The sequence below is a fragment of the Paenibacillus sp. FSL F4-0236 genome (assembly GCF_038000135.1).
Taxonomy (GTDB): domain Bacteria; phylum Bacillota; class Bacilli; order Paenibacillales; family Paenibacillaceae; genus Paenibacillus_AQ.
The window spans coordinates 2,086,278-2,110,634 of sequence record NZ_JBBOBK010000001.1; the positions used below are offsets into that span (position 1 = coordinate 2,086,278).

At 42.3% G+C, this 24,357-nt stretch carries 17 protein-coding genes; 14 read left to right on the forward strand and 3 right to left on the reverse strand.

Going from position 1 to position 24,357, the window contains the following annotated elements; genetic code table 11:
- Positions 1–123: 123 nt before the first annotated feature.
- The 3 genes from NSQ29_RS09545 (at position 124) to NSQ29_RS09555 (ending at position 8,581) form a co-directional block, all read left to right on the forward strand.
- Positions 124–3,234, forward strand: a complete 3,111-nt coding sequence (locus tag NSQ29_RS09545; protein WP_341124898.1) for a hybrid sensor histidine kinase/response regulator — start codon at positions 124–126, stop codon at positions 3,232–3,234.
- A 3-nt stretch (positions 3,235–3,237) separates the two neighbouring features.
- Complete coding sequence (locus tag NSQ29_RS09550; protein WP_341124899.1) at positions 3,238–4,329, forward strand: response regulator; 1,092 nt, start codon at positions 3,238–3,240, stop codon at positions 4,327–4,329.
- A gap of 142 nt (positions 4,330–4,471) precedes the next feature.
- Positions 4,472–8,581: an S-layer homology domain-containing protein gene (locus NSQ29_RS09555; RefSeq protein WP_341124900.1), complete on the forward strand. Its 4,110-nt coding sequence runs from the start codon at positions 4,472–4,474 to the stop codon at positions 8,579–8,581.
- 112 nt (positions 8,582–8,693) lie between these two features.
- On the opposite strand, the gene NSQ29_RS09560 is transcribed toward NSQ29_RS09555, so the two are convergent.
- Entirely contained in the window at positions 8,694–9,179 is a 486-nt protein-coding gene (locus tag NSQ29_RS09560; RefSeq protein WP_341124901.1) for a DUF2975 domain-containing protein, read from the reverse strand.
- Positions 9,180–9,401: 222 nt separating this feature from the next.
- Between NSQ29_RS09560 and NSQ29_RS09565 the strand changes: the two genes are divergently transcribed.
- From NSQ29_RS09565 to NSQ29_RS09575, 3 genes are read left to right on the forward strand one after another with little or no spacing between them, the layout of a single operon-like run.
- Positions 9,402–9,920 carry an ankyrin repeat domain-containing protein gene (locus NSQ29_RS09565; protein ID WP_341124902.1) on the forward strand — a complete coding sequence of 173 codons (519 nt, stop codon included), beginning with the start codon at positions 9,402–9,404 and terminating at the stop codon, positions 9,918–9,920.
- A gap of 1 nt (position 9,921) precedes the next feature.
- The gene (locus NSQ29_RS09570; RefSeq protein WP_076283444.1) at positions 9,922–10,284 is read left to right on the forward strand and encodes a DUF4180 domain-containing protein; all 363 of its coding nucleotides are present in this window, start codon (positions 9,922–9,924) and stop codon (positions 10,282–10,284) included.
- Positions 10,285–10,312: 28 nt separating this feature from the next.
- On the forward strand, positions 10,313–10,693 hold the full coding sequence (locus NSQ29_RS09575) for an iron chaperone (RefSeq protein ID WP_042194061.1): 381 nt from the start codon (positions 10,313–10,315) through the stop codon (positions 10,691–10,693).
- Positions 10,694–10,778: 85 nt separating this feature from the next.
- On the opposite strand, the gene NSQ29_RS09580 is transcribed toward NSQ29_RS09575, so the two are convergent.
- Positions 10,779–11,717 (reverse strand): ArsR/SmtB family transcription factor, encoded by a 939-nt coding sequence (locus NSQ29_RS09580; protein ID WP_042189014.1) that lies wholly within the window; start codon positions 11,715–11,717, stop codon positions 10,779–10,781.
- Positions 11,718–11,862: 145 nt separating this feature from the next.
- Here NSQ29_RS09580 and NSQ29_RS09585 point away from each other — a divergent pair, with 145 nt between their 5' ends.
- The gene (locus NSQ29_RS09585) at positions 11,863–14,616 is read left to right on the forward strand and encodes a glycoside hydrolase family 2 protein (protein WP_341124903.1); all 2,754 of its coding nucleotides are present in this window, start codon (positions 11,863–11,865) and stop codon (positions 14,614–14,616) included.
- Positions 14,617–14,712: 96 nt separating this feature from the next.
- Here NSQ29_RS09585 and NSQ29_RS09590 read toward each other — a convergent pair whose 3' ends face one another.
- Positions 14,713–16,407 (reverse strand): M3 family oligoendopeptidase, encoded by a 1,695-nt coding sequence (locus NSQ29_RS09590; protein ID WP_341124904.1) that lies wholly within the window; start codon positions 16,405–16,407, stop codon positions 14,713–14,715.
- 299 nt (positions 16,408–16,706) lie between these two features.
- Between NSQ29_RS09590 and NSQ29_RS09595 the strand changes: the two genes are divergently transcribed.
- The 7 genes from NSQ29_RS09595 (at position 16,707) to NSQ29_RS09625 (ending at position 24,351) form a co-directional block, all read left to right on the forward strand.
- Positions 16,707–17,129, forward strand: coding sequence for a VOC family protein (locus tag NSQ29_RS09595; protein WP_076283449.1), 423 nt, complete (start codon positions 16,707–16,709; stop codon positions 17,127–17,129).
- Between the two features lie 226 nt (positions 17,130–17,355).
- Positions 17,356–18,540, forward strand: coding sequence for a GntR family transcriptional regulator (locus NSQ29_RS09600; RefSeq protein WP_341124905.1), 1,185 nt, complete (start codon positions 17,356–17,358; stop codon positions 18,538–18,540).
- Between the two features lie 234 nt (positions 18,541–18,774).
- Positions 18,775–20,040, forward strand: coding sequence for a glycoside hydrolase family 125 protein (locus NSQ29_RS09605; RefSeq protein ID WP_341124906.1), 1,266 nt, complete (start codon positions 18,775–18,777; stop codon positions 20,038–20,040).
- A 43-nt stretch (positions 20,041–20,083) separates the two neighbouring features.
- On the forward strand, positions 20,084–21,388 hold the full coding sequence (locus NSQ29_RS09610) for an ABC transporter substrate-binding protein (protein WP_341124907.1): 1,305 nt from the start codon (positions 20,084–20,086) through the stop codon (positions 21,386–21,388).
- 65 nt (positions 21,389–21,453) lie between these two features.
- Positions 21,454–22,341 (forward strand): carbohydrate ABC transporter permease, encoded by an 888-nt coding sequence (locus NSQ29_RS09615; protein WP_042188999.1) that lies wholly within the window; start codon positions 21,454–21,456, stop codon positions 22,339–22,341.
- A 33-nt stretch (positions 22,342–22,374) separates the two neighbouring features.
- Positions 22,375–23,262, forward strand: a complete 888-nt coding sequence (locus NSQ29_RS09620; RefSeq protein ID WP_341124908.1) for a carbohydrate ABC transporter permease — start codon at positions 22,375–22,377, stop codon at positions 23,260–23,262.
- A 33-nt stretch (positions 23,263–23,295) separates the two neighbouring features.
- On the forward strand, positions 23,296–24,351 hold the full coding sequence (locus NSQ29_RS09625) for a glycoside hydrolase family 76 protein (RefSeq protein ID WP_341124909.1): 1,056 nt from the start codon (positions 23,296–23,298) through the stop codon (positions 24,349–24,351).
- The last annotated feature ends 6 nt before the right edge of the window (positions 24,352–24,357 follow it).

Consider the following 24,357-nt stretch of genomic DNA (forward strand, 5'->3'; position numbering starts at 1 on the left):
ACATGAAGGAAAACAGAAAATTTTATAGAATTATCTATCGTTATCTATCCTATATAATCCAAGTGTTGCACGATGCCCCAAGCGTTTGCGCAGCTTAACATCACCATAGAAAAGGGGCCTACGATGCTCAAAAGGACGTTACTTATTTATTTAATTGCTTTCATCTCATTAGCAACAATCCCACTATCCATTTTTATAGATAATGATCAACATGAGAATTATCTGCAAGTTCAGAAGGGGAGCATGGATCTTTCAACTTGGGATTATGGGCAACAAAAGATCATCAAGTTAGATGGTGAGTGGGAATTTTATTGGAACCAGCTGCTAATGCCTGAGCATTTTATAGAATCGAGCACAGACAAACCTGCTCCTACAGCATTTCTGGAGGTCCCCTCACGATGGAATGGCAAAGTGGTTGATGGACAACCTTTACCTGCATTCGGTTCTGCTACTTATCGGATGGTGCTGAAAAACTTACCTGTAAACGGTGTATTCGCTTTGAAAAAAACGAATATCCGCTTTTCGAGTGCGATTTATGTGAATGGGCATTTACTCATTAAGGATGGAAACCCCACTATGAGTACTGCCGATTACCAGTCGGGGAATATTCCGCAGATTGGGCTTTTTTCGTCTGAAAAAGGTGATGTAGAGATTATCATTCAAGTTTCTAACTATGAATATGTAAATGCAGGTATTCCGGTATCTCTTACTTTTGGCGAGGAAGCCGCTATGCTGGAGAACCAGCAGAAGAGTACGGCTCGTGAATTTAGTACAGTTGCAATATTGGGAACATTATCACTTATTTTTGTCATCTGCTTTGTAGCGGCTGCTTTATACCGTAAGAAGGATTACTCCTTACTTGTATTTGCTATTATTTGTTTACTGCTTGCGATCTATCATGGCTTGATTGGAGAACGTTCGCTGTTACTGTTTTTCCCAAACCTTTCGTTCATTGTGTTATACAAAGTGAAGGATATTAGCTCCATATCGTGTTTTATTGTTCTGGCTATATTTTTCTACCAAATGCACAAAAGCATAATCTCTTTAAAACTTACGCAAGTCGTAACGATTATACTAGGCAGCTTTATAATATTGGTAGCAATCCTGCCTATTCGTACTTACACGCTTTTCTCTACCTATGTGATCATTGTATATGAATTGATGTTAATTTGGATGTTGTTTAGAGTGGCTATCTTGTATATCAGAAGTCCAGAAGTAAATCGAATCAAATCGTTGCTGCTGTTCTTGGCGATTCTTGCTATCAATCTGTACTCGATAGACATCATTTTGTTTGCTCTTTCGATGAAAGAAAACCTTTGGCTAGGACAGTTTTACATTGTAGCCTTTAATATCATTATGATCGTTCTGATTGTTCTCCGTTTTTTCGAGGCTTATCATACGATAGATGAAATGAAAAACCAACTGATCGGTCTGGACAAAATTAAGGACGAATTTCTCTCCAATACCTCTCATGAGCTGAAGACACCACTAAATGCCATAGTGAACATTACTGCTACACTACTTAATGGGGTTGAAGGTCCAGTTACCGAAAGGCAAGCGCAGAATCTAGCGATCGTAATGGGAAGTGGAAGAAGATTAACTTATATGGTAAACGAATTACTCGATTATTCCAAAATGAAGCATGGAGATATCACCTTATATAAAAGCACCCTAGATCTGAAAGCTGTTGTTGATTCTGTTATCGGTATACATTCGTTTCTGCTCGGAGAAAAGTCGATCTTTCTCGTAAACAATGTTGCTCCAGAGTTTCCACCTGTACATGCAGATGGCAACCGTTTGATTCAGATTTTGCACAACTTGGTAGATAATGCGATTAAATTCACGGAGCAGGGTGAAATAAATATTAGTGCCAGATTTACTCATGAATGGGTTGAGGTCCGTGTGGCAGACTCGGGAATCGGAATTGCACCGGATATGCAGAAACGTATTTTTATGGCCTTTGAGCAAGTGGACGAAGCTGAAATTCACAGTCATGGTGGGACAGGTCTCGGACTAAGCATTACCAAGAAGCTGGTTGAGTTACATGGCGGGAACATTAGAGTGGACTCTGTTGCAGGTAAAGGTTCGGTCTTTATATTTACTATTTCACGATGGGATCGAACATCTAATCAAGTCACGGGTCCAATCGTGGATAAGACGCTTCCTTATAGAGAAGTTTTCTTTCCGCGCCAGGAGTATCCTATATATATCAAAGGTAAAATCAATGAGCCGATTTTGGTCGTGGACGATGATTTTGCCAACCTGCAATCTATGATCAACTTGTTCAAGCTTGAGGGATATTCCATTGTTGTTGTGAACCGCGGGCAGCTGGCACTTGATGAGTTATCGAAGAATTCAGACTTCTTTCTCGTTGTACTGGACATTACAATGCCGGATATTTCTGGCTATGAGGTTCTGCAAAGGATTAGAGAGAGATTCACACCCTTTGAGCTGCCTGTGTTAATGCTAACGGCGAAGAATAGAGTTAACGATATGAAAATGTCCATGGATAATGGGGCAAATGATTATGTGGGGAAGCCGTTTGAAGCGGAAGAATTAATGGCGCGTGTGAAAAGCCTGACCCGATTGAGAGCTTCTGTGAAGAAAGCTAAAGATGCCGAAATTGCCTTTTTACGTTCTCAGATCAAACCGCATTTCTTGTACAATGCCCTGAATTCAATTGCTGCATTATGTGTGGAAGAACCTGAGCAGGCGGAAGAATTAACGCTGGAGCTGTCACAGTATTTGAGAAGCAGCTTTGATTTCAAACAGTTGGATTCGTTAACTACCTTGGAGGGTGAGCTAGAGCTAGTTAAAGCATATATTAATATTGAAAAAGTGCGCTTTGGTGCTAGATTACAAGTGGAATATGATATAACCGCAAATACGGATAGCCGGATTCCCCCACTTATCCTACAACCATTAGTAGAAAATGCTATAAGACATGGACTGATGTCCAATTTACGGGGAGGTAAGGTAACTATATCTGTGAAAGAGTCGGATCCTTCTGTAGTCAGCTTTGTTGTAGAAGATAATGGACGCGGAATGAGTGAGCACAAGCTGGAGGAAATCATGAAATCAGATGTAGATAAAAGAGGCGTAGGGCTTTGGAATATTAGTCAACGCATCAAACTTCTCTATGGAAAGAACATTCGTATTCAAAGTGTTGAAGGAAAAGGCACACGGGTTTCTTTTGATATCCCCAAACAACACATGAAGCGGATAGGAGGTTGAAGTATGCTGCGAGCCATTATCGTGGATGATGAAGAATTATCGGTAAAGCGCTTAAAAAGGATATTATCTCAGAGTGGAGAGATTGAAGTATACGATACTTTTCTGGATCCGACGGAAGCCTATGAATTTGTGAAGGGGAATTCGATTGATGTAGCTTTTTTGGACATTTCTATGCCTGACACAAATGGAATGAAGCTTTCCACCCTTTTGCATGAACTAGATGAATCGATTAATGTGGTTTTTGTTACAGGGTATGACGAATACGCACTGCAAGCCTTCGAACTGAGTGCTGTGGATTATTTGCTGAAGCCTGTAACTGCAAAGCGTTTAACTAAAACTTTGGATAAGATCAAAAAAATGAATAGAGGTGTGACGGTTCAGCCCGTCATAGAAGTTCTCTTATTTAATGGACTAAAGATATACCGCCGTACGCAAGACAGAGAGCCCATCAAGCTAAGGAGCCCAAAAACCGAAGAATTGTTTGCCTTTTTGATTAGTAAAGGGACGGTTAGCCGAGATGAAATTATCGATACCTTATGGAGCGGGCTGGAGCCTGATAAAGCGTTGAAGAATCTGAACTCAACCCTATACTATATTCGAAAAGCAATCGGAACTAGCTTTATTAAAGCCAGCAGAACCGAAATTAGTATAGAGGAACGCAGTATTTATTGTGATTTGTATGAGTTTAAGCGACAGCTGAAGCAAATTAGGCAGGTCTCGAAAAAAGATTCTGAATGGTTCAATCAAGTAGAAACATTGTATACGGGGTCCTTTCTCAAAGGTAAAGCATACGATTGGGCTAGTGGGAAGACACGCCGACTTGAACAGGATTTTATTGGACTGCTGGAACTAGCTGCTAGATTTCATATGGAGCAGAACGAGCGTCAACAATCGCTGCATTACTTTGAGAGAATCTTGAAATTGGATCCCTTGAGAGAAGATATCCATCAGGAAATCATTCATTTGTATATTGAACTAGGGCGTATGAATGAAGCTTATCGGCGATATGGGCAATTGGAAGAGACCCTTCAACAGGAGCTTGGAACTTCACCTGATCCTAAGCTCAAAGCTCTGATTAAGAAGATGATGAACTAGTATAAAGAAAAAGAGAACCGACGAATCGATTAGAATTCGAAGGTTCTTTTTTTGTTTATTTTTCGTTTATCATAATTTTGTATAATACTCTCGATTATTGTCGAAATGATGACATGATTTAAGCTAGAGGGGGAAAAAGAGTTTGAAGCCATCATTTATGAAAATAGGCATTAGTATTTCGTTAGCCACTGGAGTTGTGGTGCAAGGTGTGGGGCCGATCCACACTCAAATAGTGAGTGCAAAATCGGACTTTGGTTGGATCGTGAATAGCCCAGCTGTGATACCGTCCATCAATGAAGACGATACTTCCAACGCAGGCGTTGTTGTTTCCAGTCTTTTGTCAGGAAAGGTAACCGATCCAGCGACAACAGGGATTGCTGTGGTTTCTTTAGATAATACCAATGGGGCCTGGCAATATTACAACACATTGGGAAACATCTGGTATAATATCGAGCCGGTGTCGAACACTAAAGCTTTTCTGCTGCTGAAATCGGAGAAAATTCGTTTTGTCCCCGCTAAAGACTGGAACGGAACAGCTTCCATTGACTTTAAGCTATGGGACACTACAGTAACAGGGTATCAAAATTATCAAAAAAATGCGAATACCACAGTTGCAGCTTTCAGCTCAGATCCAGGTACCGCCACAATTACAGTAAATCCAGTGAACGACGCACCTTATCTGACAGAACTGAATGGTGGGGACTATCTTAGTTTTGACGGCAATGGGGATTATGTGACGTTCCCAGATCAACTGTTATACAAGAATTCTTTTACAATTGAAGGTAATTTAAAAGTCAATGGTTTTAATACCTGGATGAGATTCTTCGAATCTTCAATCGCAGAGCAGAACCACAATATTTTTGTGGGCTTTAACGGCAAAAAAATGCATTTCATCGCTTACACCAATAAAGGAGATATTAATGTCACAGACGATTTCCCGATCTCCAAGTGGGTACATGTCTCGATTGTTTACGATCACAGTCAGAAGAAGGGGCGTATTTATTGGGACGGTGTTCTTAAGGCAGAAGGGGCTATGGATTTAAGTACAGTTGGAAATATGGCACGTCCGAACAACTGGCTTGGTAAAAGCACCTGGAGACAGGACGGAGATTACAGCGGTGGGATGAGAGACGTAAGGTTTTGGAGTAAAGCTAAAACCCAGAGCGAAATTGTTCGCGAAATGAACGTCGATTTGAATGGATCAGAGCCTAATCTGGCTTTGAACTATAAATTTTCGAATAGCAATGATGGTATTATCGCTGTCAATACACCGGCTGGTTCAGCTAAGAACGGTTCAATCACTGGTGCTAGCTGGAAGCAGGACACAGGCTTCATGGGAAGTACTACAACGGAAAAAAATAAATCTGTATCACGCTCCTTTAAGGTCATTGATGTGGATGGGGATGACCTAAATGTATCAGCTACATCTTCTAATACTTCCCTAATTCCGAATAATGGACTGAAAGTAAGTGGAAGTGGGGATGTGCGGACGTTAGAAATAACACCAGCGAAGAATGCCTACGGAAACAGTGTGATTACTGTTACTGTAAATGATGGCATTTTAAGTAGTTTATACACCTTCAATGTGCAGGTAAACGATGTGGGAGATGTCCTCGTAACTGGAGTGACTTTGAATAAAACATCACTTAGTTTAACAGAGGGAGAAGCAGGAGATACACTAAATGCTGTAATAGAACCTGCTAATGCCACGAACAAAACCGTGATCTGGAGCTCCAGTGATGCAACTGTGGCGACAGTTGTGAATGGAGTGGTCACCCCAGTTGGCGTTGGAACGGCAACGATAACAGCAACAACAACAGACGGAAGTTATACTGCGACATCCACCGTAACTGTGAGTGCTCCAATTGTGAACGTAACCGGAGTGAAGCTTGATCAGGAGACGCTCGACTTAACTGCTGGTGAAGCAGATGCCTTACTAAAGGCGACAATAGAACCTGCAAATGCGACAGATACAGATGTGATCTGGAGCTCCAGCGATGAAACTGTTGCAACAGTCGTGGATGGAGTGGTTACACCAGTTGGTGAGGGTATAGCAATTATTACTGTAACGACTAAGGATGGAAGTTTTAAGGCTTCAACAACTGTGAATGTGGCAGCACCTAAGCCACCAATTGTTATAGTAACCGGAGTAACCTTAGACCAGCCAACACTTGATTTAACAGTTGGAGAAGGTGATAAAACGCTACAAGCGACAGTCGCACCTGCCGATGCAACCAATAAAGGGGTAATCTGGAGCTCCAGTGATGAAACAGTAGCTAAGGTTGTTTACGGAGTAGTAACCCCGGTTGGTGTTGGAACAGCCACCATTACGGTTACGACTAAAGATGGAAGTTTTACTGCTTCAACAACAGTACATGTAAGTGAACCAATTCCACCAGTTGTGAATGTAACTGGGGTGAGGCTAGATCAGGAGACGCTCGATTTAACAGCTGGTGAAACTGTGGGAATACTAAAAGCGACAATAGAGCCTGCAAATGCAACAGATCCAGACCTGATCTGGAGCTCCAGCGATGAGACTGTAGCCAAGGTTGTGAATGGAGAAGTAACTCCAGTTGGTGAGGGAACAGCCATCATTACAGTTACAACGAAAGATGGAAGTTATAAAGCTTCAACAACCGTTACTGTGAAGGCTCCTGCTAAGCCAATTACAGCACCGGGTATTCCAACATCCGTAACTGCAACTGCAGAAAATGGTCAAGCGATCATCACCTTTACACCGCCGGTAAACGATGGTGGAAGTGAAATCACAGGATATATTGTAACGGCTCATCCGGGAGGGCTGACGGTTACGGGTAATGGAAGTCCGCTTACAATCAGTGGTCTTACGAATGGTACAAGCTACACCTTCACGGTACAGGCCATCAATAAGGCTGGCTTTAGCGAATCATCTGCTGAATCTAATACAGTCATCCCGAGCGCTCCATCCAGTGTTGATGTTCCTTCTCAACCAACTCAATCAGCAACGCCGGCACCTGTGGCAAATGATGCTTCCATTTTAATCAATGGTAAAGCGGAAACCGTGGGAACTGCGACGAATGGTAAACGGAATGATCAAACGCTAACCACCATTGCTTTAGACCAGAAGAAGCTGGAAGACAAGCTCGCCGCTGAAGGTAAAGGTGCGGTGGTTTCTATCACTGCCACTAGTAAATCTGATGTTATCGTTGGCGAACTAAACGGACAAATGGTTAAAAATATGCAGGGAAATCAAGCTTTACTTGAAATCAGAACGGGAAATGCGACATTTACACTGCCTGCTGGGCAGATTGATATTGAGGCCTTATCCGCGCAGATTGGTAAGTCTGTAGCTTTACAAGATATTAAAATACAGATTGAAATCAGCGCACCAACTGCCGATCAAGTTAAGGCATTAGGAGCTGCTGCACAAAACGGATCATTTTCATTAGTCGGCGCACCAGTAAACTTTACTGCTAGAGGCATGTACGGAGATAAGAGTATTGAACTTTCTCAATTCAATACGTATGTGAAACGTACGATTGCTATTCCGGAGGGGATGGACCCGAAGAAGATTACAACCGGAGTGTATATTGATGCTGATGGCTCAGTGCATCATGTACCTACTAAAGTGATAGTCATTGAAGGCAAATATTTTGCTACAATCAACAGCCTTAGTGGCGGCACTTACTCTGTAATCTGGCATCCACTTGAATTCAGTGATGTTGCTAATCACTGGGCAAAAGATGCAGTGAATGATATGGGTTCCCGTTTAGTTATCGAAGGGACTGGCAATGGTCAATTTACACCTGATCAAGCGATTACCCGCGCAGAGTTTGCGGCGATTGTCGTTCGCGGTCTCGGACTAGGATTGAGTCAAGCAGCAACACCATTTTCGGATGTTAAAACTACGGATTGGTATAACAGTGCGATCAATACTGCATATGCATATCAATTAATCAATGGTTTTGAAGATGGCATGTTCCGCCCTGATGACCAAATTACCCGTGAACAAGCGATGCTAATTATCGCCAAAGCGATGAAAATTACAGCGCTAAAGGCTAACCTTCCTAATCAATCCGTTGAAGGATTCTTGAACCCATATACCGATGCCGGAAAAGCATCTGACTGGGCGATTAGCGCAATTGCTGACTGCTTGCAGGCAGGCGTAATCATGGGACGAAGCAGTAATGTACTTGCTCCCAAGGATGATATGACCAGAGCTGAGGTTGCAGCGATCGTTAAGCGGCTTCTTCAAAAGTCTGATTTAATTTAAAAATTGGCTCACAATATACATTGAAAAGATAGAGTATTCATTCGATAACCTTCGAATGAATACTCTTTTCTTTTGGCTATATTAAATTCTAATGTTGATATTTGACTGCTAATCATACATTTTTTGGCTTTATATCTGGGGCATTTTTTAATGGCTTTTGAAGTGCGTCCACAATGGCTGCGATGATACTTGTTGCTAAAAGACCCATTAGACATAATGATGTAGGACCCGCTGGATCATCACTATCTGTAACTTTAGCAAGCACCCTTAAGCTTACTAGTCCTAACAAAATGAGGAAAATGACTGTAAAAGCACATTTCTTTATAATCTTCAAAGAGTTAAGGGATAATTCAGAGAAAGCATTGTTCTTTTCGATGTTGTTTAATAGTTTATATGCTTGGTACAGCGCAACAGAAAACGCAATACAGAATCCGTAAGCACATACTAAAAAGGGAATCAGGAAGTAAGCCGTATCTGGATGTACTCTAGCATCTCTTACCGCTATCTCAGGCAACCAGATACACAAAGCAAGCACTGCAATTCCAACCAGAAAAATAATTACTTTTAAGAAAGTGGTTGAACCTCGTTTAACATTCATTTAAAACACCTCACTTATTTAATGACTTCATGATTTTAGCATTTAATTTATTGATTTACAATAAATTTGTATTGTTTTTATATGTTTGTTATTTTACGAGAAATGGTTATCGTCTTTAAAAGACGACAACGTCGTTTCTTCTTGTTAGCAGGAGAATGGCTTCACTATCCAGAAAAAATAAGCTAAATCATTTCTTCATCAATTGAAAAGAGGCGAAATCTAATGGAACTACGGCAAAGTATTAATGAAGTTTTTCAGTCGGCACAACATGGCGATGCTGCACGGCTAACAGAAATTTTAGAATTCCATCCGGCTCTTGTAAATACGGAAAATAACGAGGGCCTTACACCTTTGGGATATGCAGCACATTTCGGTAAAGAAGCAGCGGTGCAGGTATTGATAGACCATGGTGCTGAGGTTGATGCAGTATCCCATTCCAAGATTAATTTCATTCCTTCTAATACTGCACTTCATGCTGCAATTGCTGGGGAGCGGAATATGGGTGTTATCCAACTGCTGTTGAACAAGGGTGCTCAGACACATATTTTTGATAGCGATGGGCACACTGCCTTGCATTCTGCAGCTTTTCATTCGGATAATGTGGAGCTGATACGCTTGTTAATCGAACACGGAGCTGACATCCATGCTAAAATTGAAGGTGGTGAATCAGTATTAGCTATAGCTATCCAACAAGGAAACCACAACGTAAAAGAATTTCTTATTGAAAAAGGAGCAATTTAGAATGCAAATCACATTAAACCGTAAAGACAATTCAACAGTAGCTTTGATTTCCAGCGAAGGTATTGTAATTAATAATGTAAATGATGCGCTCGATCTAATGGCAAACGTGAGATATCAAGAATGCGATAAAATGATTCTAAGAAAAGAGCAAATCACAGATGATTTTTTTGAGTTAAAGACGGGCCTTGCCGGAGAGATTCTTCAAAAGTATACAAACTATCAGATGCGAGTTGCTATTGTGGGAGAATTTACTGGCTATAATAGTAAAAGTCTGAATGATTTTATTTACGAATGTAATCAGGGGAATAAAATATTGTTCAAGAGTACAGAAGACGAGGCATTGGCAGCACTTCATCAAAGTTAAATATGAACTTGAAACAGAGAGGGGACTTATTGTGGAGGCTAAAATCACGTATGAATCGATCGATGACTATATTTCCAAGTTTCCATCTGAGATTCAGGAAATCCTTAGTACAATAAGAAAAGTAATAAAAGAAACGGCACCTGATGCGATTGAAAAGATTAGCTATCAGATGCCTACTTTTACACTGCACGGAAATCTAGTGCATTTTGCAGCTTTCAAAAATCATATTGGATTTTATCCAACGCCTAATGGTATTGACGCTTTCAAAGAAGAATTATCAGTCTATAAAGGAGCAAAAGGATCCATTCAATTCCCTCTTAATCAGCCGATGCCCTATGAATTAATTAGTAAGATCGTGAAGTTTAGAGTGGCTGAGAATATCAAAAAAGCTGAAGATAAGCGTAAGTAATTGGTGTGTAAAGAAAACAATGTCCACTGGCACATCTGAAGCTTTCGATCTACTCTGGTTTCAGGTGTGCAATTCTTACGTGTTATCATGTACCCGATACTGAACGACGCACAAACGACAGGATAATATCCTGTGAGTAGTCTCCGAAACCACTTCCGAATAGATTAAGTCCTCGTCTATTGAGGGCATCCTCGCGAATCTCAAATCGTACTCGAATGGGCTCATTAAATGCCAGCTTCAGTGAGCTAATTGTAGTAGGGGAAGAAGCAGTTCCATTTATTTTGCTACCCTGTTCTGAGATACTCCACTCTGTCAGCATTCCATATTCTGTACCACCCTTCCATCGTTCGGGTGTTAACTTTCCTTTCCGGTTACCGAAATCTGATGGACAAGTCCAAGTACCGACATGTAGGTCATTTATAGTTAATGTGATGTCACTTGCCCAATCTTCCCGAAATGCAGGTGCTTCAGAACAAACCTCAGCCGAAATCCGAATCTCATCAAGCTCGACACCAGGGGGTAGTGGATTGGCAAAATAGTATTCGACATAGCCAGAGTCAGCGAACCATAAGAGAGATGCATCAACTCGTTCCGGCATGTAGAATACCCGTGGATCATCCTGAGAACCGATGACTCCGCCGTCTTTTCCAGCCATACCACAAGAGGGTTGAATAGAACAGTGGGAGAACATCCCGATGGGCATATGTATTTCTTCCGTTTGATGCAGACCATCGCCTAGCTTCGAAGGAAGATCGAGATGGATGGATCGGCAGGTGACCGCACAAATTTTCTCGCGATTTGCACCCTGTGTAGATGAGATTAAGTTAACTTGCTCAAGGGTCTGTACATTGATTGAAATTGTTGGTTGAGCTACGCCAAGTGTCTCGGCCAATTGACTGACACTCATGGGCTTGTCACCAAGGGCTTCAAGAATACGGACTCTGACATCTCCAGAAAGTGCTTTAGCAACATCTAAGATGCGTGATGCGGGGTAGCGTATCGTTTCTTGCGAAATATCATTCATTGGTTGTATTCCTTTTCGTTAGGATAGGTTGAGGATATTGTACACTGAAGATTCTATATTGTAAAATTATAATATACATTGCGAATTTTATATACTGGTGCTAAAATGAGCTCAACTTCTTATTTTGAAAGGCTGTGCTCATATCATGACAACTTCCGTACTGAATGTTGAGAGTCTTCCGATTCCTCGTCCCGAACATCCGCATCCACATTGGCAGCGCAACGAATGGATGAATTTGAATGGGGAATGGTCATTTAGCTTTGATCCGAGCAATGAAGGAATTAGCGAACATTGGTATTCCAATTCCGAAATCGCTTACAGTTCGATGATTACTGTTCCTTTTTCTTGGGTAAGTCCATTATCAGGTATTGGCAGTGATCATAAAGGGATAGGATGGTATCGGCGGACTTTGAAATGGCAGACTACCGACTCTCAGACACGACTATTTTTGCGATTCGGGGCAGTAGATTATTCATGTGACGTTTGGATTAACGGAGTGCATGTTGGTTCACACCAAGGTGGATATGGTTCATTTGAGTTCGAAGTTACTCAGTACTGGGTTGAAGATTTAGACAATACAATTGTCGTTAGAGTAGAGGACTTCGATCATGATTACCAAACGCGTGGCAAACAGGGTTATGGAGAAATTCGCGGAATCTGGCAGCCCGCATGGCTAGAATCTCGCCCTCAGACTTATATGAAAGATGCTAAGTTTGTGACCACTATTGATGGGCAAGTGAACGTGACCACAAGAATCTTTGCACAAGAAAATGGATCGGCAGATTTCACGCTGAAATTCGCAGAGAATTCTATATTGCATACTGAGAAAATAGAACTTATCGCAGGGGAGAATGAATTTAAGCTCTCTATTCATATAACAGATCCAAAATTGTGGAGTCCAGATACACCTTATTTGTACGAAGGCGAACTACAACTTAGCGGATCTTTTGGCACAGACACAGTCAGTACCTATTTCGGAGTTCGAGAAATCCAAACTGTGCGTTTTGATGAGCGTGGTTATCGCTGGATTACCCTCAATGGTAAGCCGATTTATTTAAACGGTACCCTTGACCAGTCTTATCACAAAACGGGATATTTCACTTATCCGTCTGATGAAGATATGCGGGATGAAATCTATCTAATGAAACGTTTGGGACTGAACTTTGTGCGTATTCATATCAAGCCAGAAGAACCACGCAAACTATATTGGGCGGATAAACTGGGTATTTTGGTGATGGAAGACATGCCTTGCTTTTGGGGAAATCCCGATGTAAAAGCACGTAACGCGTATGAACGTGAAGCACTCGAGGTTATTGAACGAGACTATAATCATCCATCGATTTTCTCTTGGGTAATGTTTAACGAGACATGGGGTTTGAAGACGAACGCTCAGGACACTAGTCTGACGAGTGATGTACAGCAGCAGAACAGTTATTTCAAAGTAACACAGGAATGGGTTCGGGAACAATATCGCTGGGCAAAACGACTAGATCCATCTAGAATCGTTGAAGATAACTCACCTTGTAACTATGATCATGTGGAATCTGATATCAATACTTGGCATTTCTACATTAATGGTTATGATCAGCTTAGAGCTCATTTGAATGAGGTTGTAGACAAAACTTTTCCGGGTTCAGACTTTAACTGTATCGGAGGTAATGTACAATCTGATGCCCCGCTTATGAACAGTGAATGTGGTAACGTGTGGGGAATCGAAGGCGGGGCAGGGGATAGTGATTTAGCGTGGCATTACCGCTATATGATGAATGAATTCCGGCGGCATGATAAGTTATGTGGTTTTGTGTTTACCGAATTTCGCGATGTTACGAACGAGTTCAATGGTTATTATCGGTTAGATGGCAGCGATAAAGATTTTGGTTATGATGACTTTGTTCCCGGGATGACGATTTCTGATCTGCATTCTCCGGACTTCATCGTGATCGATGCACCGCCGTGTCAGACCGTAAACGCAAAGGATGAAGTTAAAGTTCCGCTCCTTCGTTCCAGCTTCTCAGATAAATATCATGGACAGCATGTGCAGATGAAGTGGGAGCTTTGGTACGACAATTTGGGAACAAGAGTTGTTGCACAAAGTGAGCATATGTCAGTGAATTGGGACGGATATGGAGTAGCAGATTTACCACCACTATTTATTATTATGCCCGATCAGGATGCAGTTGCAGTGCTAGCAGTTTCTTTGATAAATAATAAGGGAGAGGTAATCACTCGCAACTTCATTACGTTTGATGTAAGAAGCGGTAATCAGGGTGTAAGGTTTGAAGGGGATGGAGATTGTATTAGTATCCCTGTTGGTGCGTATAAAGAACACAACTTTAATCAACAATGGGAAGCTATTCAATGCGCAAAAATCAATGGAGCTGGGCAAGGCCGTTATGCATATGATGTAACTCTTCCAGATGGTATGGAGAAAAAGATGATTGGCGAGATCGAAATCATGTTCGAAGCCAGCGCAAAGCGAGTATTGGCTCGAAATGTTGAAGGCGCAAAGCAAAATGAAATGGGACTTGATCTCATGCATGGTGCAGATGCTAGGGTGGAGTATAATCCGAATACGTATTATATGACCGACGAAGAACGTCATCCTTCACGTGTGAATGTTCTGATAGAAGGTCAACGGATTGGCTCCTTCTATTTGCCAGATGATCCGGCCGACAGCCGAGGTGTATTATCTTGGCATTATCAGCCATTAGCGAATAAGTTGGATGAGGCGGGCTCTTACGGCTATCTGTGTAAAGTAAGTGTACCGGGGCAGTTAGCAGCTAAACTAGATCGCAATCGTACTTTCCGTTTGGAGCTTCAAGCAGAGGGTGGAGGCTTAGCCTTATATGGTCGCAATGCGGGTCGTTACCCTATAGATTTATTGATTCGTTATCGATAACATACATGGGTGAAGTTGATCATTCAATTCTAAAAAAGCAATCCAAGCCATAAGGCAAGGATTGCTTTTTTTGTGATGAGCTTATCAGTGAATGGATTAAAGCTCTTTATCATTAATGCTGTTCAGCCAACCTTCAATATCCCCAATAACGGAGCTAATGCAGCCATCTTCAAATGGTGAGGTCAGACCCGCTAGTTCAACCAGTTTAATAAAGGACTTGCTTCCACCAGCTTGGCATAGCTCCAAATAATCGCTCCAAGCAGATTTGAAATCTTCGTTCGAACGTTTCCAGAATTGGAAGGCACATAGCTGTGCTAGTGTGTAGTCAATGTAGTAGAACGGTGAGGCAAAGATGTGGCCTTGTTTATGCCAGAAGCCCCCTTGTTCCAGATAAGTGTTACCTTCATAATTACGATGTGGTAAGTATTTCTTCTCGATGTCTCTCCAAGCTTGCTTGCGTTCAGCAGGAGTTGCTTCAGGGTTGCTATAAACAAAATGTTGGAATTCATCGACAGATACCCCGTAAGGAATAAACTGAAGGCTATCAGATAAGTGATTAAAGCGGTATTTATCTGCATCTTCTTCAAAGAACAAATTCATCCAAGGCCAAGCGAAAAATTCCATACTCATGGAATGAATCTCACATGCTTCATAGGTTGGAAAGGCATATTCTGGCACATTAATATTGCGGCTTTCATAAACCTGGAACGCATGACCCACTTCGTGAGTTAAGACATCAATATCCCCAGAGGTTCCGTTGAAATTTGAGAAAATAAAAGGGGCTTGGTATTGGCTGAAATAGGTGCAATATCCGCCGCCTTGTTTTCCTTTTTTGCTTACCAAATCCACCAGATTATTGTCCAGCATGAAGGTGAAAAATTCATCCGTTTCAGGGGAGAGTTCTTTGTACATCTTCTTACCGTTAGCTACAATCCAGTCTGGATCCCCTTTAGGAGTAGCGTTCCCGGTCTTAAAGCTAAAGTTCTCGTCGTAATATTTCAATTCATCGAGGCCCAGTCGTTCAGTTTGACGCTTCTTTAATTGCTGGGAGACAGGTACGATATATTCAAGAACTTGTTTGCGGAAATTAGCAACCATTTCAGCATTATAGTCGGTACGCATCATACGGTCATAACCTAGCTGAACAAAGTTGCTGTACCCAAGCTTTTTAGCTATGCGGTCACGGACCTTGACGAGCTCGTCATAGATGCGGTCAAATTCAGCCTCGTGTTCGGACATAAAACCAAATCGAGCTTCAGAAGCGCTTTTACGCATATCACGGTCTGTAGACAATTCGAAAGGTGCGAGTTGAGGCAGTGTACGCTCTTCACCTTCAAAAAGAATCTTGGCAGATGCGATAAGCTGGGAGTATTCAGTTGATAGTTTGTTCTCCAATTGTAAATCTTCAATGATTTCCGGACTAAACGTCCGTAGCGATACTTCAGCAAGCTGGAGTAACTGTGCACCCCATTCCTTTTCAAACTCGGCTCTATATTTGGAATGAACGAGTGCTTTGTAGTAGTCGGTTATGTATTCCTGAACGACAGGCCCGATTTCGTCCATGAATTCTTGTTCGGCTTTGTAAAATTCATCTGTCGTGTTGATAGAATGACGAACGCTAACCAATGTCTGCATCGTGTCAAACTCATTGCGAAGCTTGTTAATGGCAGTGACGGAAGCTTTCTGCACCTCTAGTGGTGATGTGTCGTTGAGATCTTTCAGCAGGGCGTTAAAGTCTTGCTTGAATTTCTCTACATCCGGTCGCTCATAGCGGTAATCATCAAATTTCATAAAAAAATCAACTTCCTTTCTATACCAGATAGTCTCTATTATATAATCTGAACAGCCATTTACGATAGACCTGTGTAAGCTTTTTATGGTCGAAAAAAGAACAAATGTACAAAAGTGTAAAAACTTGTTAAGCGGAATGTGGTTTGATATTATCTATGAATATAGTAGATCTTATCAAGAAAAAATGGTCCATCCGGATATGCGAGAGCAGATGAAGATGCATTGGGAAGAAGTACTGAACACAATTAATGAGCGCACTCGTACAATTTAACGAAGCGAAAATAGGAGGCTTGATATAGATGAAACCCCGAATTACAGTAATAACACTAGGCGTGGATGATTTGGAGAGAGCTTTGGTTTTTTACAGGGATGGATTAGGATTTCCCACCGAAGGGATCATTGGCAAAGAATTTGAACATGGAGCGGTTGCCTTCTTTGATTTGCAGGCAGGCTTGAAGCTGGCACTTTGGAATCGGAAAGATATGGCCTATGAGGCAAAGGTTCCATTATCCCCAGCCAGTTCAACAGAAATAACGATTGGCCACAATGTAGGAAGTAAAAAAGAAGCAGATCAGGTTATGGAGCTAGCTCAAAAGGCTGGTGCGAAGATCGTTGACCCTTTACATGATACCTTTTGGGGAGGGTATTCCGGTCACTTTATGGACCCCGATGGGCATTTGTGGGAAGTTGCATGGAATCCCGACTGGGAGCTCGAGAATTAAAGGAGTCCATTCAGAGCTTTGTTACTTAGCCTCTCTTAAACCGTATTCTCAGAATACGGTTTATCTCTGTTTCTATACGAATCCGAGAATTTTTTCGCTTTACACTCTAAACCCTTCCTCCCTCTTTTTTTAACTGCTTCAGTACAAATGTCGACAAACTTAATATATCATGATATATTATTATGTATAAAGATGAAAAAATTAGAGTCAGGAGATAACGAAAGTTATGAATGAGACAACGTCATCCAAACCGATGTATGAAAAAATATTTGATGAAGTGAAGCAGCTTATTGTTAATAAATCCTATGGACAAGGGGAGCGAGTTCCTTCAGAAAAAGAACTGGCCGAAACCTATAATGTAAGTCGGATTACGAGTAAAAAAGCTCTGGAAATGCTAGCGGCCGAGCATTTGATTGTGAGAAAACCGGGAAGAGGTTCGTTTGTGGCTGATCCGGCAGTTGACTACATAGATTCAGTTATGTCTCCTGAGACGACCTCCGACGGGACTGTTTTTAATACCTTTAACCATGAGGAAAAGACGATTGGTTTGATTATTACCGACTTTGGCAACAGTTATGGAACAGGCTTGATTTATGGGATGGAACAGGCTTCCCGTGATAATGATTGCTTTCTCGTTCTACGAAGAACATTTGGCGTACCAGAGAACGAAGAACAGTCTATTCAGAAGTTGCTTAGCTTGGGTGTAGATGGTCTGATTGTTTTTCCGGCTCAAGGCGAATTTTTTAATGCTGAGATTCTAAAATTGGTGATCGGGCGTTTCCCATTAGTTCTGGTAGATCGCCATCTGAAAGGAGTAGCGGCTGCTTCGATCGGCACGGATAACATAAAGGCTGCACTTAAAGGGACGGAGTACTTATTTGATCTCGGGCATACTCATATCTCTTTCCTCTCTCCACCTCCAGCGGATACGACGGCTCTTGAGGAGCGGGTAGAGGGATTTATACAAGCACATGCGGAGCGGGGGATAGCTGTAGATAAGGGGTTGTGGGTTAGTGATTTAACCTCAACATTACCAAATTCCTTTAATGATGAGAATATTGAACATGATATCTCACGGCTAGTTTCTCATTTACAAGAGAATCCAACAATAACGGCGCTTTTTGCTGTGGAATATAATATTGCGCTGCTGGCTAGAACTGCGGTCCAACGACTTGGGCTACGAATTCCAGAAGATATTTCGATCATTTGCTTTGATAGTCCGCCAACTCCACTCGGTTCGGGTTATGCATTTACTCATTTACGGCAAAATGAAGAAGAGATGGGGCGGCTCGCGGTAGAAAATGTATTGCGAATTATGAACGGGCAAAGCGTGTCCAATAAGATAATGTTGGAAGCTGAATTGATTTCTGGTGAATCTACGGGTTCTGCTAAACCATCTAATTCTAATTAGTTTTATGCGATTATCCATAAATTAGTTGTTATAAAAACCTATCTCTTTGGATAGGTTTTTTTGTTTGTTTTAGATAGATGTTTATCATTATAGAAATATTGATATATCATTATCAATAAATAAACATATTGACATACTAACCGTATGACAATATACTAATTTGTGAAAGCGCTTCAAAGGAAAAAGAAAAAGGGGGTATTATAACTGAAAGCAACCAGAGAAATCCCTGAATCGATGAAGAAACTGGCATCTAATGTAAAAACGCAGCTGAGTGATCGTCCAAAATTAGCCGAAATGTTCGAGAAATGTATGGCTAACACCTGGAATACAACCTTAAAAAGAATGGCGAATGGCACCACTTTTGTCATTACCGGAGATATTCCAGCGATGTGGCTGCGGGACTCGGCCGCTCAGGTTAGACCCTTTTTGATCCTTGCCTCCGAGGATGAAGAAATTGCGGACATGATTGAGGGACTTGTACTAAGACAATTCGCCTGTATTCAACTTGACCCTTATGCGAATGCGTTCAATGAAGAAGTTAATGGGAATGGCCATCAGGAGGATCTTACAGAGATGAGCCCAGGAGTATGGGAAAGAAAATATGAGATTGATTCATTATGCTATCCGATCCAACTGGGTTATCTGCTCTGGAAGAATTCGGGCCGAACTAGTCAGTTTAATGATTCATTTGTTAAGGGTGTAGAAAAAATTATTGCATTATGGACTACTGAACAGAAACATGAGAGCGATTCCAATTATCTTTTTCAACGGATGAACTGTCCACCTACGGATACATTAGCGCGTGAAGGCAAAGGAACGTTGACGGCATATACAGGAATGACTTGGTCTGGATTTCGTCCTAGCGATGATGCCTGTGAATACGGGTATTTGGTTCCTGCCAACATGTTCGCTGTAGTTGTTTTAGAGTTTGTGTGTGAAATTGCCCGAGAGATCCTAAGGGATCAGGAACTGGAATTGAAAGCTAGAAGACTTTCTGAACAGATTAATGAGGGAATACGCCAGTATGGAATCGTAGAGCACCCAGAGTTTGGGTCAGTCTATGCATATGAAGTAGATGGCCGTGGACAGGTGAATTTGATGGATGATGCAAATGTGCCGAGTCTGCTCTCTATCCCTTATTTGGGTTATGTGAGTGCCGAGGATCCTATCTACAAAAATACCCGAAAGCTTATTTTAAGTAGCAATAATCCTTATTTCTTCGCTGGAAAGGAGGCTTCTGGTATTGGAAGTCCACATACGCCTAGTCGTTATATCTGGCCTATAGCTTTAGCGATCCAGGGAATGACATCTACCAGCAATGAGGAACAGGAATCCTTACTTAATCTGCTGGAGAAGACGGATGCGGGCACCGGATTTATGCATGAAGGGTTTCATGTGGACAATCCTGACGAATTTACACGTCCATGGTTCTCATGGGCAAATATGATGTTCTGCGAGTTGGTGCTTATGCGCTGCGGGTTACAAGTTAAGCGAGGTTAATGTCTACAAGTTTTTTTAATCGACTCTAAAGGGGATAGAGAACATGAAAAAATGGCTGGTTACCACACTTGCTTTGGTTATGACAGCTTCACTTGCATCGGGCTGTGGTGGCAATAATGGGTCTACCGGTAAAGAGTCCGGAACTGCAAGTAAACCTGGAAGCGGTGATGGGAAAAAGACGGAGCTTACCTTCTGGGGGGATTGGGGCGGTGAGGGGCAGAAGCAATTTGAGACCATGGTTGATGCCTTTAATAAATCGCAGGATAAGATTCATGTAAAGTATGTGCTGCAGCAAGATATGATCACGAAGTTCCTGACTTCCGCAACCAATGGCGGTACTCCTGATGTGCTGTTTTGGGATCGCTGGAGAACTTCATTGTATGCTCCAAAAAACGTCCTGCATCCGGTTGACGAATACTTAACTCGTGACGGTATTTCCAAAGATGACTTCTACAGTGAATCCCTTCGTGAGCTTTCTTACGATGACAAATTATATGGGCTGCCGCTTACCGTAGATGCTCGTGCTCTTTTCTATAATAAGAAGCTGCTCGCAGATGCAGGACTTCAGCCTCCAACAACATGGGATGAGCTAGAGACGGCTGCTACGAAGCTCACCAAATGGAACGGCAATAAATTGGAAATTGCAGGTTTTTCAATGGGGGATTTGGGGCTTTTTAATATGTATCTTCAACAGGCTGGCGGTACCATGCTTACGGAGGATGGAAAGACCAATTTTAATAATGATAAAGGAAAACAGGTGCTTGAGTTCTGGGATCGCCTGATGAACAAAGATAAGGTGTATAAAGTAGGGTTTGAGCTTGGACTTGGGGAAGGGCAAGATGCTTTTGTCACAGGCAAAGTTGCTATGTTGTATTCCGGTCCGTGGATGCTCAGCACTTATAACAAATATGGTAAAGATCTAGATTATGGAATCGTTCCCCCTCCAGCTGGACCAAACGGAGATAAAGGCAGTGTTATGGGCGGATTTGGTCTGGTGATTCCAGAAGGCTCCAAACATAAGGAAGAGGCTTGGGAGTTCATTAAATGGTGGACAGCGAACAAGGATAACGCATTGCTCTGGGCCAAGACCAGTCTGAATCTGCCTGGCTATAAGCCGTCTATGGAAGATCCATTCTTCAAAGATGATCCCAAGTGGCAGCCGTTTCTAGAAACACTGGAGTTCGCTAAGGTTCGTCCAAACCACCCTGGTTATTCCGTGATGGAAACGGACGCGTTGGCACCCAATTTGCAGCTAAACCAGCAGAATAAGCTGAGTATTGACGAAACCTTGAAGAAATCACAAGAAGAAGGCGACAAAATGCTAAAGGATAATGAGGTAGTGAAGTAATAAGTAAGACATTTGAAGTAAGGGGGAGGGTTTGCCTCCCTTTTGCTTAGGAGGGGGTAGCTGAAATGGCTTCCATCAGAAAGCTAGAGAAACATCAGGCGCGGACGGCTTATTTGTTTATCACACCGACGGTGTTGCTGTTTACAGTATTCACGGTCATCCCCGTGGTAATGGCGCTGTATTTAAGCTTTACCAATTACGATGTACTTAGTAGAAATGATTGGATCGGTTTTGATAACTATCGCCGTTTGATAGAGGACAGTTTGTTATGGAAAACATTCCGAAATGTATTTTTTTATTCGATCATTTTCGTTCCGCTAAATATCCTGATTTCGCTGCTCCTCGCGATTCTACTTAGTCGAAGCTGGCGTGGGGTGAAGCTGTTCCGCACTCTGAATTATCTGCCAACTCTTACATCTGCCGTTGCTGCTGCTACCGTTTGGATCTGGCTTTTGCATCCTGAATTTGGTTTGGTTAACGGATTGTTGTCCTATGTTGGGATTACAGGTCCAGCTTGGTTATCCGAGACCCGAACGGCGATGTTGTCCATTATTATGCTTACCCTCTGGCAGTCGGTAGGTTCTAATATGATTATCTACTTGGCAGGTCTGCAAGGTGTGCCTGACTATTTGTATGAATCCGCAAGGCTGGACGGTGCCAATAAACTGGATTGTTTCCGGTATATTACTTGGCCGCAGCTACGTCCTACGACCTTTCTAGTCAGCACAATGGCAATCATTGGTGCGTTACAGTTGTTTGACCAAGCTTTTGTGCTGACGCAGGGTGGTCCAGCGAATATGACGAAAACTCCGGTTTATCTGATCTATCAACAGGGCTTTAATCAATTACAAATGGGGTATGCGTCTGCACAAGCTTTTGTGCTTGCTGTGGCGATTCTCATATTCTCACTTATAAACATGCGGATCACAAAGGCGGAGGAGTCCATTGTATAAGCCGGGCTTGTCATGCAGAAAGGGGATAGAGGTATGGATACTAGCGGAGGTTCGTTATTAAAAAGACGCTTAAGTAAATCTATTTATTATATAGTGTGCATTGTTATTGCAATCGTAATGTTTCTACCTTTCTATTGGAGTGTTCTTACATCTTTGAAGCCTGACGAAGAGATATTCGCCATGCCCATTCGATGGTTTCCTTCACATTTGACCTTAGAGCACTATCGTAAGGCGTTTACAACGGTTCCATTTGCCCTCTTTTTCTGGAATTCACTTGTGCTTGCTGTAGCGGGTGTACTGGCGAATCTGTTTTTTGGTTCGATCAGTGGCTACGCATTCGCAAAGTTGAATTTTAAGCTCAATAAGCCAATATTCCGCGTGCTGCTAGCGGCGATGATGATACCGGGCATAGTGACGATGATCCCTACAGTTTATGTCATGCGTCATATTCCATTTTTCGGTGGTAACGATATTTTTGGCAGTGGGGGGAACGGGTTGATGAACTCCTTCTGGGGGATTATTCTTCCGGGAGCTTCTGGAACTTTTGCTGTGTTCTTTATGCGGCAATTCTTTCTTACCCTACCTAGTGACATGATGGAAATGGCCCGCATCGAAGGCTGTGGAGAGTTCAAGATATTTTGGCGCATTTATTTGCCGCTGACCAAACCAGCGCTGGCGACTTTAAGCATCTTTACTTTTCAAGCGGGCTGGAATAGCTTCCTATGGCCCATGATTGTACTAAATGACCCGGATAAAGCAACGATCCAGATGGGACTTCAAGCCTTCTCCTATAATTTCCAAACGGATTACGGTCCAATGATGGCTGGTGCGCTTGTTGCGATTCTGCCGATATTGGTGCTCTTTCTGGCACTTCAGCGTTATTTTGTGCAGGGGATTGCATTCAGTGGCATAAAAGGTTAATTCTATAAAAATCGAATCAGGGAGAGAGTTTATATGAACCAATTGGAGATCGGGATTTGGGAGGAACGGGCGAATCAAGCACAAGCTGCGCTGGATTCATTATTCTGGAATGACGCGATCAAAATGTACAATATAGAAACACCTTGTCCAAACGGTGAATGTAATACCATTTTTCATTATTGGTGGATGGCTCATGCTGTGGATGTATTGGTAGATGGATTACAGCGAACTAGAGAGGAATGGTATGCCGAACGGCTTTCCGCGCTTCATGATAGTCTTTTGCGACGAAATGGGGGAGTGTGGCCCAACGAGTTGTATGATGATATGGAATGGATGGCTCTCGCGTGGCTCCGTGCCTATCAAGCAACAGGAGAGGAAGTTTATAAAGATACAGCCCTTCTTTTATGGGAAGACATTCAGACAGGCTGGAACGAGCATATGGGTGGTGGGATCGCTTGGCAGAAGTCACAGTTGGATTATAAAAATACACCTGCCAATGCACCAGCAGCTATACTGGCGGCTCGTTTGTATCAAGCCTTCGGTGAAGCTGAGAATCTAGAATGGACGCTAAAAATTTATAGATGGCAAAAAGAGCATCTGGTAGACCCGACGACGGGTTTTGTATGGGATGGCATGAATCGCACGGGCAATGGCCAGATCGATAAGGATTGGAGATACTCCTATAACCAAGGTATCTATATTGGCGCAGCTGTAGAACTCTATCGTATCACTAAGGACCCATCCTATTTGGAGGATGCTCGATTAACTTTTTCCGCTGCTGCTCATGAGCTTGCTGAGGCTAAGGGCGGTGTACTTCCAGACGAAGGAAATGGAGATGCTGGATTGTTCAAAGGAATCCTGATTCGGTATACGGCAGAATGGGTCAAAGCTGATGTCGCAGCTGTTGAAGCTGTCGATTTTCTGCGTAGGAATGCTGAATCTCTCTGGGAGCAAGGAAAGTCAGAGGACGAAGCTTTGTTTGGCACAGATTGGACTTTGTCATCTACTGGTGTAATTCAACTCAGCTCCCAACTTAGTGCAATGAAGTTATTGGAGAAGATGGCTGAATTAACTAAGGATCAGATTTGAGGTGAA